This window comes from Cellulomonas sp. NPDC057328, assembly GCF_042667215.1.
Classification (GTDB): domain Bacteria; phylum Actinomycetota; class Actinomycetes; order Actinomycetales; family Cellulomonadaceae; genus Cellulomonas.
In genome coordinates, this window is the sequence record NZ_JBHUZW010000131.1 from 1 (window position 1) to 10632 (window position 10632).

The 10632-nt window shown below is 72.8% G+C and carries 9 protein-coding genes; 5 read left to right on the forward strand and 4 right to left on the reverse strand.

Annotated features, from left to right (window positions below):
• Positions 1–43: 43 nt before the first annotated feature.
• The 3 genes from ACFUMH_RS16850 to polA form a co-directional block, all read right to left on the reverse strand.
• Positions 44–1711, reverse strand: coding sequence for a cation acetate symporter (locus tag ACFUMH_RS16850; RefSeq protein WP_378208286.1), 1668 nt, complete (start codon positions 1709–1711; stop codon positions 44–46).
• Positions 1708–2076 carry a DUF485 domain-containing protein gene (locus tag ACFUMH_RS16855; protein WP_378208289.1) on the reverse strand — a complete coding sequence of 123 codons (369 nt, stop codon included), beginning with the start codon at positions 2074–2076 and terminating at the stop codon, positions 1708–1710. Before ACFUMH_RS16855 ends, ACFUMH_RS16850 begins: the two co-directional genes overlap by 4 nt.
• 183 nt (positions 2077–2259) lie before the next feature.
• Positions 2260–4977 (reverse strand): DNA polymerase I, encoded by a 2718-nt coding sequence (gene polA / locus ACFUMH_RS16860; RefSeq protein WP_378208292.1) that lies wholly within the window; start codon positions 4975–4977, stop codon positions 2260–2262.
• Positions 4978–4995: 18 nt separating this feature from the next.
• On the opposite strand from polA, the gene ACFUMH_RS16865 reads away from it, so the two are divergent.
• A complete protein-coding gene (locus ACFUMH_RS16865) occupies positions 4996–5424 on the forward strand; it encodes a PaaI family thioesterase (protein WP_378208295.1) in 429 nt (142 codons plus the stop codon).
• Here the strand turns inward: ACFUMH_RS16865 and ACFUMH_RS16870 are convergent.
• Positions 5343–6029: a GNAT family N-acetyltransferase gene (locus ACFUMH_RS16870; protein ID WP_378208298.1), complete on the reverse strand. Its 687-nt coding sequence runs from the start codon at positions 6027–6029 to the stop codon at positions 5343–5345. The two genes, ACFUMH_RS16865 and ACFUMH_RS16870, sit on opposite strands and share 82 nt — an antisense overlap.
• 313 nt (positions 6030–6342) lie before the next feature.
• Between ACFUMH_RS16870 and ACFUMH_RS16875 the strand changes: the two genes are divergently transcribed.
• Genes ACFUMH_RS16875 through ACFUMH_RS16890 form a run of 4 tightly spaced genes read left to right on the forward strand, consistent with a single transcriptional unit; the run spans position 6343 to position 10554 of the window.
• Positions 6343–7788: a branched-chain amino acid ABC transporter permease gene (locus ACFUMH_RS16875; protein WP_378208301.1), complete on the forward strand. Its 1446-nt coding sequence runs from the start codon at positions 6343–6345 to the stop codon at positions 7786–7788.
• Between the two features lie 15 nt (positions 7789–7803).
• Entirely contained in the window at positions 7804–8790 is a 987-nt protein-coding gene (locus ACFUMH_RS16880; RefSeq protein ID WP_378208304.1) for a branched-chain amino acid ABC transporter permease, read from the forward strand.
• A complete protein-coding gene (locus ACFUMH_RS16885; RefSeq protein WP_378208307.1) occupies positions 8780–9721 on the forward strand; it encodes an ABC transporter ATP-binding protein in 942 nt (313 codons plus the stop codon). Before ACFUMH_RS16880 ends, ACFUMH_RS16885 begins: the two co-directional genes overlap by 11 nt.
• Positions 9718–10554 (forward strand): ABC transporter ATP-binding protein, encoded by an 837-nt coding sequence (locus ACFUMH_RS16890; protein ID WP_378208311.1) that lies wholly within the window; start codon positions 9718–9720, stop codon positions 10552–10554. The genes ACFUMH_RS16885 and ACFUMH_RS16890 overlap by 4 nt, the downstream gene beginning before the upstream one ends.
• Positions 10555–10632: the final 78 nt, after the last annotated feature.

Consider the following 10632-nt stretch of genomic DNA (forward strand, 5'->3'; position numbering starts at 1 on the left):
GGCCCCGCGGCGCGGGGCGGGCGGACCTGCGGTCACGGTCGCGTCAGTGCGACGTCGCCTTCTCGGCGCCGGCGCCGGTGAGCGAGCGCACCTCCATCTCGGCGAACTTCTCCGGGTGCGGCTGCTCCTTGCTCAGCAGCGTGCCGACGATCCCGAGCAGGAACGCCAGCGGGATCGACACGATGCCCGGGTTCTCGAGCGGGAAGAGCGCGAAGTCGACGGACGTGTCGCGGATCATCGACAGGCTCTCCCCCGTCGCGGGGTCGACCTTCCCCGAGACGACCGGGGAGAAGGCGATGAGCACGAGGCACGAGATCAGCCCGCCGTACATGCTCCACAGGGCGCCCGCGGTGTTGAACCGCTTCCAGAACAGGGAGTAGATGATCGTCGGCAGGTTCGCGGACGCCGCGACGGCGAACGCGAGGGCCACGAGGAACGCCACGTTCTGGCCGTTGGCGAAGATGCCGCCCAAGATCGCCAGCGCACCGATCACCACGACCGTGATGCGGGCGACGCGGACCTCCTTGTCGGGCTCCACCTCGCCGCGCTTGATGACCGACGCGTAGATGTCGTGCGCGAACGACGCAGCAGCCGTGATCGTGAGCCCGGCGACCACCGCGAGGATCGTCGCGAAGGCGACCGCCGAGATGATGCCGAGGAGCAGGACCCCGCCGAGCTCGTACGCGAGCAGCGGCGCCGCGGAGTTCGCGCGTCCCGGGGCGGACGCGATGCGTTCCGGGCCGACCAGCGCGCCGGCGCCGTACCCGAGCACGAGCGTGAACAGGTAGAAGATGCCGATGAGCCAGATCGCCCAGACGACCGAGCGGCGGGCCTCCTTGGCCGAGGGCACCGTGTAGAACCGCATGAGGACGTGCGGCAGGCCGGCGGTGCCGAGGACGAGCGCCAGCGCGAGCGACAGGAAGTTGAGCTGCGTCAGCGCCGAGGCCCCGTACTGGCGTCCCGGCTCGATGAGCGTCTCGCCGCCCTCGCCCGCCACGTCGATCGCGCCCTGCAGCAGGTCGGACAGGTTGAAGCCGAACCGGGCGAGCACCCACACGGTCATGATCCCGGCGCCGGCGATGAGGAGGATCGCCTTGATGATCTGCACCCACGTGGTGCCCTTCATGCCGCCCACGAGGACGTACAGGATCATCAGCGCGCCGACGACCGCGATGACGACGCTCTGCGCCGCGACGGTGTCGAGCCCCAGCAGCAGCGCGACGAGCCCGCCGGCGCCCGCCATCTGCGCCAGCAGGTAGAAGAAGACGACGGCCAGCGTCGAGATCGCCGCGGCCATCCGCACGGGGCGCTGCTTGAGGCGGAACGACAGGACGTCGGCCATCGTGAACCGACCGGTGTTGCGCAGCAGCTCGGCCACGAGCAGGAGCGCCACGAGCCACGCGACCAGGAACCCGATCGAGTAGAGGAAGCCGTCGTACCCGTAGATCGCGATGGCGCCGCAGATGCCGAGGAACGAGGCGGCCGACAGGTAGTCGCCCGCGATCGCGGTGCCGTTCTGCGGCCCGGTGAAGGACCGGCCGGCCGCGTAGTAGTCCGCCGCGCTGCGGTTGTTGCGCGACGCCCGGAAGACGATGACGAGCGTCACGAGGACGAACGCCCCGAAGATGGCGATGTTGACGACCGGCTCGCCGATCTGCTCCGCCGGTGCCGTCGCCGCGGGCAGGACGCCCGCCAGGACCGTGCCGCTCATGCCGGGCTCCCCTCGGGGCCGCGGGCCGCGGCCGCGCCGCCGACGGTGCCCAGCTCGATCTCGTCACGCAGCTGCGCGGCGACGGTGTCCTGCCGGTTGTTGGCCCACCGCGCGTAGATCATCGTGATGGCGAACGTGGAGACGAACTGGCCCAGCCCGAACAGCAGACCGACGGTGATGTTGCCGGCCACGCGCTGGCTCATGAAGTCGTGGGCGTAGTTGGCCAGGAGGACGTACACGAAGTACCAGACGAGGAACAGCGCCGTCATCGGGAACACGAACCGCCGAAACCTTCGGCGTAGGTCCTGGAACTCGGGCGAGCGCTGGACGCGCTGGTAGTCGGTCTCCTGGCGGGTCTCGGACACAGCCACCTCCGCAGGTCGTGGTGGCCACGTCGCCACCGCAGGGCGCAACTCTGGCGCACATCAGACCGACATTCCAGGCACCACGCACCGCGAGATGTCGAAAGTCGACCGAAACCACGACCGCTGTCACCCGGAACGGTGACAGCGGTCGTGAGGCAACGGAAGCACCCGTCGGTGCACGTCTCAGTGGCCGGCCTCGTGCCAGCTGCCGCCCACGCCGACGGACACGTCGAGCGGCACGTCGAGCGGGCCGTCCGGACCGGCGTCCCCCGCGCGCCCCATCTGCTCGCGCACGAGCGCCTCGACCTCCTCGCGCTCCCCCGCGGCGACCTCGAGCACGAGCTCGTCGTGCACCTGCAGGAGCATCCGCGAGGTCAGGCCACGGCGGCGCAGCTCGCCGTCCACGCCGAGCATCGCGACCTTGATGAGGTCGGCGGCGCTGCCCTGGATGGGCGCGTTGAGCGCCATCCGCTCCGCCATGTCGCGGCGCTGCCGGTTGTCGCTCGTCAGGTCGGGCAGGTAGCGCCGGCGCCCGAGGATCGTCGCGGTGTACCCGGTCGCACGGGCCTCGGCCACGACGCCGCCCAGGTAGTCGCGCACGCCGCCGAACCGCGAGAAGTAGTCGGCCATGAGCGCCGACGCCTCCGAGACCTCGATCGACAGCTGCTGCGAGAGCCCGTACGACGACAGGCCGTACGCGAGCCCGTAGCTCATCGCCTTGATCTTCGAGCGCATCGCGGAGGTGACCTCGTCGGTCGGCACGTCGAACACGCGCGAGCCGACGTAGCTGTGCAGGTCCTCGCCCGACCGGAACGCCTCGATCAGGCCCTCGTCGCCGGACAGGTGCGCCATGATGCGCATCTCGATCTGCGAGTAGTCGGCGGTCAGCAGCGTCTCGTACCCGGGCCCCACGACGAACGCGCGCCGGATCTGCCGTCCGGCCTCGGTGCGGATGGGGATGTTCTGGAGGTTCGGGTCCGCCGACGACAGCCGACCCGTGGCGGCGATGGTCTGCTGGAACGTCGTGCGGATGCGGTCGTCCGTGCCGACGGAGCGCAGCAGGCCCTCGACGGTCTGCCGCAGGCGGATCGCGTCGCGGTGCGCGAGCAGGTGCTCGAGGAACGGGTGCTGCGTGCGCGCGAACAGGTCGGTGAGGGCGGCCGCGTCCGTCGTGTAGCCGGTCTTGTTCTTCTTGGTCTTCGGCATGCCCAGCTGGTCGAAGAGGACCTCCTGCAGCTGCTTCGGCGAGCCGAGGTTCACCTCGCGCCCGATCACCGCGTAGGCGTCGGCCGCGGCTGCCTGCACCTGCGCGTCGAACTCCCGCTCGAGGGACGTCAGGTACGCGTGGTCGACCGCGATGCCGGTGTGCTCCATGCGGGCGAGCACGTCCTGCAGCGGCAGCTCGAGGTCCGTGAGCAGGCCGGTCGCGCCACGGTCGGCCACCTCGGCCGCGAGGACGTCGACGAGGTCGTGCACGGCGGCGGCGCGCACCGCCGCACGGCGGCCCTCGTCGGCACCGTCGACCTCGAGGTCCAGCGCGCCCTGGCCGGCGGCCGCCGCGTCGTCCGCCGTGAGCTCGCGGTGCAGGTAGCCGATCGCGAGGTCGGGCAGGTCGTAGGCACGCCGGTCCGGCTGGCAGAGGTAGGCCGCGAGCTCGGTGTCGAAGGCGACGCCGGCCAGCGGCAGCCCGCGTCCCCCGAGCGCGTGCCGCGCCTCCTTGGCGGCGTGCAGCGCCTTCGGGCGCGCCGGGTCGGCCAGCCAGGCGGCCAGCGCCCGCTCGTCCTCGGGGCCGATCTCGGTGAGGTCGTACGCGACCGCCTGGCCCTGCGCGTCGGCGACGGCGACGCCCCACGCGTCGCCGCGGCCGGGGCTGCCGGTGCCGCGCACGTCGAGCCCGAGCAGCGCGTCGCCGCGCTCCTCGAGCCAGGCGGCCAGCCCGCCGGCCCCCACCTCCACGAGGTCCAGCGCGGCGGCGGTCGCGACCCGTTCCTCGCGCGCCTCGTCCCCGGGGAGCATCGCGAACAGACGGTCGCGCAGCGTCCGGAACTCCAGCTCGTCGAGGATCGTGTGCAGCTCCTGGCGGTCCCACGGGCGCACCGCGAGGTCCTCGGGGCCGACCGGCAGCTCGAGGTCGTCGAGCAGACGGTTGAGCTCCCGGTTGAGCTGCACCTGCGCGAGGTGCGCCCGCAGCGACTCCCCCGCCTTGCCCCCGATCGCGTCGGCGTGCGCGACGACGCCGTCGAGGCCGTCGTACTGCGTCACCCACTTGGCCGCCGTCTTGGGCCCGACGCCCGGCACGCCCGGCAGGTTGTCGCTGGTCTCGCCGACGAGCGCCGCGATGTCCGGGTACCGCTCGGGCGGCACGCCGTACTTGGCCTCCACCGCCTCGGGCGTCATGCGCGCCAGCTCCGACACGCCCTTCACCGGGTAGAGCACGGTGACCTCGGGCCGCACCAGCTGGAACGCGTCACGGTCGCCGGAGCAGATCGCGACGTGCATGCCCGCCGCGGTCGCCCGGCCCGCGAGCGTGGCCAGGATGTCGTCGGCCTCGAACCCGGGCTTGTCGAGGACCTGCACGTGCATCGTGGCGAGCAGCCGCCGGATGATGTCGACCTGCCCGCGGAACGGCTCGGGCGTCGCGTCCCGGTTGCCCTTGTAGGCCTCGTACCGCTCGGTGCGGAAGGTCGTGCGGCCGGCGTCGAAGGCCACCGCGACGTGCGTCGGCTCCTCGTCACGGAGCAGGTTCGCGAGCATCGAGGTGAAGCCGAAGACGGCGTTCGTGGGCTGCCCCGTCGACGTCGCGAACTTGTCGACGGGGAGCGCGAAGAACGCCCGGTACGCCATCGAGTGGCCGTCGATGAGGAGGAGGCGGGGAGCGGTCGCTGGCTGTGCGGCGGTCACGGTGCCAACCTAGCGGCCATGTCCGACAGCGCCGTCCCCGCCCCCTCCTCCGCCCCCGCCTTCGCGATGCCGTCCGTGGCGGGCACCCTGCTCGAGCGCATGGGCATCGACGTCACGCACGTCGACGCCGACGGCGCGACCGGCACGATGCCCGTGGCGGGCAACACCCAGCCGTACGGCCTGCTGCACGGGGGCGCCACGGCGGCGCTCGCCGAGACGCTCGGCTCGCTGGCGGCGCAGGCGCACGCGGGGCCCGCGCGTGCGGCCGTGGGGATCGAGCTCAACGCGACCCACCACCGGTCCGCGCGTGCCGGCACCGTCACGGGCCGCGCGACCGCGCTGCACCGCGGCCGGTCGCTGGCGACCTACGAGGTCGTCGTCGAGGACCCCGAGGGGCGGCGGGTCTGCACCGCCCGCCTGACGTGCATGCTCATCGACCGCACCTGACGCACCTCGCCCGCCGGCTCCGCACCGGCCCGCTCCCGGGCGCGGCGCCGGCGCTCGATGAGGTCCTCGAGGCCACGGGCGGCGGCGCCGCGGGCACCGGCGAGGGCGCCCGCGTCCTGGCTCAGCCGACGCTGCAGCGCCGCGGTGGAGACGTGCCGGTGCGCCGCGGCGGGCGCGAACCCGAGCCGTGCGAAGAACCGCTGCATGCCGCGGGCACCGGGGAGCGGTGCGGCGTACACCTCGGTCGCGCCGGCCTCGTCGGCGAGCGCGGTGGCGGCCTGCAGCAGGGCGTGCCCGATGCCGCGCCGGCGCAGGCCCGGCCGGACGAAGACCGCCTCGAGGCCCAGCACCGTCGCGTCCGTGAACAGGCCCGGGCCCATGAGCCGGCAGAGCAGGAGGCCCGCCGGCGCGCCGTCGCACGTCGCGACCAGCACCCGGCCGCCCTCGACCGAGCCGAGCACCGCGAGCTGCTCGCGCAGCCGGCCCCGGTCGTCGCTGCAGAGCTGGATCCCGACGCCGGCCTCCGCGCGGGCCTCGAGGCAGAGGTCGACGAGCGCCTCGAGGTCCGGCGCCTGCGCCGGACGGACCTGGATGCCTGGCCGCACGGTGAGCCTCCCGGGGACGGTGGAGCGGTACGGACGACGGTGCCGGTTCCCCCGGGCCCGGCACCGCACCGATCATGGCCCACCGGGGCGACGCGTGCCTAGCCCCGGGCGGGCGACCGGGCGCACGGACCTGGACGGCCGCCCACGTCGGGCCCGCCACGAGGGCGACGCGCCGCACCGATAACGTCGAGACGCTCGCGTCCACGTAATGAACAGGACACAATCCCTGCCTATCGTCCTGCCACCCGGCCGGGCGCCGGACCCTGACCCACGAGCACTCGTGCCCCCTCACCCCCAAGGACGGAGGTCCTCCGTGCGAGCACTCGCATGCCCGGACCGGACCGTCGCCGTGCGACGCGGAGCGGCGTTCCTGCTGCTCCTGCTGCTGATGACGTGGACGACCACCGTCGTCGCGGCACCGGCGCGCGCGGCGGCCACAGCGTGCAGCCCCGACGACGCCACCGCGTGCATCAACGTCACCGTCACCTCCCCCGACACCGGCCCGGTCGCCGGGGTGCGGCTCACGGTCGAGGGCGGGGGCGCCGAGGCCGAGGCCACCACGGACGCCGCGGGCCGCGCCTCGGTGCCGATCACGGAGGCGGGCGACTACACGGTCACGGTCGACGAGTCGACGCTCCCCGGGGGGACCGTGCTGCGCGACCCGGCGGCGAACGCGGCGACCGTCGCGGTCGTCCTGGGCCGCTCCGCGGGCCGCATCTTCCAGGTCGTCCCGCCGGGCGCCGAGGGCGGCGACAGCGGCCCCGCGCCGGCGCCGACGGACGGCGCGACGAGCGAGGGCCCCGCGGACGGCGACGGCGCGACCCCCGCGCCGGACGACGAGACGGGCGAGGGCGCCGAGACGACGGCCGGCGGGGCGGGTACCAACCGCTACGCCCAGCTGCTCCTCGCCGGGCTCGTGTTCGGCGTCCTCCTCGCGCTCGCCTCGCTCGGCGCCAACCTCATCTACGGCACCACGGGGCTGTCGAACTTCGCCCACGGCGAGCTGGTCACGCTCGGCGGCATGACGGCGTTCATGGCCGTCCAGTGGTGGGACCTGCCGCTCTGGCTCGCGGTGGTCGTCGCGACCGCCGCCGGCGCCCTCGCCGGCTGGCTGCTCAACCGGTTCATCTTCGCGCCGCTGCGCCGCCGCGGCGTCGGGATCACGCAGCAGATGATCGTCACGATCGGGCTCGCGCTCGCCGGCCTCTCGCTGTTCCTGTTCGTGTACGGCGCGCAGCCCGCACCCATCGTGTCCGGCATCTCGGAGCGCATCCAGGTCGGGCCGGTGCAGATCTCCGGCCAGTCGCTGCTGTCCGTGGCGATCGCGGTCGTCGTGCTCGCGGCCGTCGCCGTGACGCTGTCCCGCACCCGCATCGGGCGCGCGACACGGGCCGTCTCCGACAACCCGGCCCTCGCCGCCGCGACCGGCATCAAGGTCGAGTCGATCATCAGCGGCGTGTGGGTCGTCTCGGCGGCGCTCGCGTCGCTCGGCGGCGTCCTGCTCGCGCTGTACCTGAACTCCACGCGGTTCAACTTCGGCTCGACGCTGCTGCTGCTGATGTTCGCCGCGATCACGCTCGGAGGCCTCGGCTCGCCGCTCGGCGCGGTCGTCGGCGCCCTCGTCATCGGCCTGGTCGTCGAGCTGTCGACGATCGTGCTGCCGAGCGACATGCGTTACGCGAGCGCGCTCGTGATCCTCATCCTCGTCCTGCTCATCCGGCCGCAGGGCATCCTCGGTCGCGCCGAGCGCATCGGCTAGCGGGAGGTCGACACCATGGACTTCGGGCAGCTGCTCACCAACGTCCTCAACGAGATGACAGGGCCGACGGCGATCGCGTACGCGCTCGCCGCGATCGGCCTCAACATCCACTTCGGCCTCACAGGCCTGATCAACATGGGCCAGGCCGGCTTCATGCTCCTCGGCGCGTACGGCTTCGCCGTCTCGACGATCGCCGGGGTGCCCCTGTGGGGCGCGTTCCTCGTCGCCATCGGCGCGGCGGTCGTCTTCGCGCTGCTGCTGGGCCTGCCGACGCTGAAGCTGCGGGGCGACTACCTCGCGATCGTCACGATCGCCGCGGCCGAGATCATCCGCATCATCGGCCGGTCGACGGCGCTCACCGACGTCACCGGTGGCTCCGAGGGCCTCACCGGCAACAGCTTCAAGAACACGTTCCAGGACGCGTCGCCGTTCCCGGACGAGCGCTGGGCGCTCGGGCCGATCACGCTCGCCACCAACGCCTCCAACAGCTGGTGGCTGCGCATCGTCGGCTGGTCCCTCGTCCTGCTGGCGTGCCTGTTCGTGTGGCGCCTCGTGCGCAGCCCCTGGGGCCGCGTGCTGCGCGGGATCCGCGAGGACGAGGACGCCGTGCGCTCGCTCGGCAAGAACGTCTACTCGTACAAGCTGCAGGCGCTCGTGCTCGGCGGCGTGTTCGGTGCCCTCGGCGGCGTCGTGTTCGTGCTGGCGAGCTCGGTGCAGGCCGACTCCCTGGGGCGGCCCGTCACGTTCAACACGTGGACGATCCTGCTGCTCGGTGGCGCCGCGACGGTGCTCGGGCCCGTGCTGGGCTCGCTGCTGTTCTGGGGGTCGCTCGTCTTCGTCCGCGGGTTCCTGCGCGGCGCCGTGCCGGCCGACGTGCTGTCGGTGCAGCAGGTCGAGCAGATCGGCTGGGTGCTCGTCGGGATCACGCTGATCCTGCTCATCGTGTTCCGACCCCAGGGCATCCTGGGCGACAAGAAGGAGCTGGCGATCAATGCCCGCTGAGGATGTCGTCGACCGGGCCCGCCAGGGCCTCCGGCAGGTCGCCCGGACGCCCGGCGTCGCGAAGCCGGACGCGCTGCTCGTCGCCGACGGGGTGCGGCGCAGCTTCGGCGGCGTCAACGCCGTCGACGTCGCCCACCTGGAGGTGCAGCGCAACGTCATCACCGCGCTCATCGGCCCCAACGGCGCCGGCAAGACCACCTTCTTCAACCTCATGACCGGCTTCGACAAGCCGGACGCCGGGTCGTGGGTGTTCGACGGGACGTCGCTCGGCGGCGTGCCCGCCTCGCGGGTCGCCAAGTCCGGCATGGTCCGCACGTTCCAGCTCACCAAGGCGCTCGCGCGCATGACGGTGCTGGAGAACATGCGGCTCGGCGCGCGCGAGCAGCCGGGCGAGAACCTGTTCACGGCGCTCGTGAAGCCGCTGTGGGCGCCGCGCGAGCGCGAGATCACCGACAAGGCGATGGCGCTGCTCGAGCGGTTCAAGCTCGACACGAAGAAGGACGACTTCGCCGGCTCGCTGTCCGGCGGCCAGCGCAAGCTCCTCGAGATGGCGCGCGCGCTCATGTCGGACCCCGCGCTCGTCATGCTCGACGAGCCCATGGCCGGCGTGAACCCCGCGCTCACGCAGTCGCTCCTGGGGCACATCACCGACCTGCGCGACTCGGGCACGACGGTGCTCTTCGTCGAGCACGACATGCACATGGTCCGGCACATCTCGGACTGGGTCGTCGTCATGGCACAGGGCCAGGTCGTCGCCGAGGGTCCCCCGGGAGAGGTCATGGCCGACCAGGCCGTCATCGACGCCTACCTGGGGGCGCACCACGACACCGACCTCGGTGACGACGCGCTGCTCGAGGACGGCGGCACCATCGACGCGGAGGCGGAGGCCGAGGCCGACGCCGAGATCTCCGCGGAGGAGAGGAAGTCGTGACCGAGACCACCGCACCCGTCGTGCACCGGGGGGCGCCCGCGGGCGAGCCCCTGCTGCACGCCGACGACCTCGTCGCCGGCTACCTGCCCGGCGTCAACATCCTCAACGGATGCTCCCTCGTGCTGCACCCGGGCGAGCTCGTCGGGATCATCGGCCCGAACGGCGCCGGCAAGTCGACGCTGCTCAAGGCGCTGTTCGGGCTCGTCGGCATCCGCGAGGGCCGGCTGACCCTGCAGGGCGAGGACATCACGAACCTGCGCGCGGACGCGCTCGTGCAGCGCGGCGTCGGCTTCGTGCCGCAGACGAACAACGTCTTCCCGAGCCTGACCATCGAGGAGAACCTCCAGATGGGCGTGTACCAGGCGCCCGGGAAGTTCGCCGAGCGGGTCGACTTCGTCCTGTCGCTCTTCCCCGAGCTCACGAAGCGGCGCAAGCAGCGTGCCGGTGCCCTGTCCGGCGGTGAGCGGCAGATGGTGGCGATGGCCCGCGCGCTCATGCCCGAGCCGTCGGTGCTGCTGCTCGACGAGCCCTCCGCGGGCCTGTCGCCGGTGCGGCAGGACGAGGCGTTCCTGCGCACGCGACGCATCAACAAGGCGGGCGTGTCCGTCGTGATCGTCGAGCAGAACGCCCGCCGGGCCCTGCAGATCTGCGACCGCGCCTACGTCCTCGACCAGGGCCGCAACGCGTACTCGGGCCCGGGGCGCGAGCTCATGAACGACCCGAAGGTGATCGAGCTGTACCTCGGCACGCTCGCCACCGACGTCGACGCGGCACGCGCCGCGGAGACCGCACCGCGGCCGCCCGCCGAGAGCGGGACGCCCGGCGACGCCTGACGGGCCGTACGCGCCACCACGGGTCAGCCCCGGTGCCCTTCTGTGATAATTGGATGTCGCACGTCCGGGGTCTTGGAT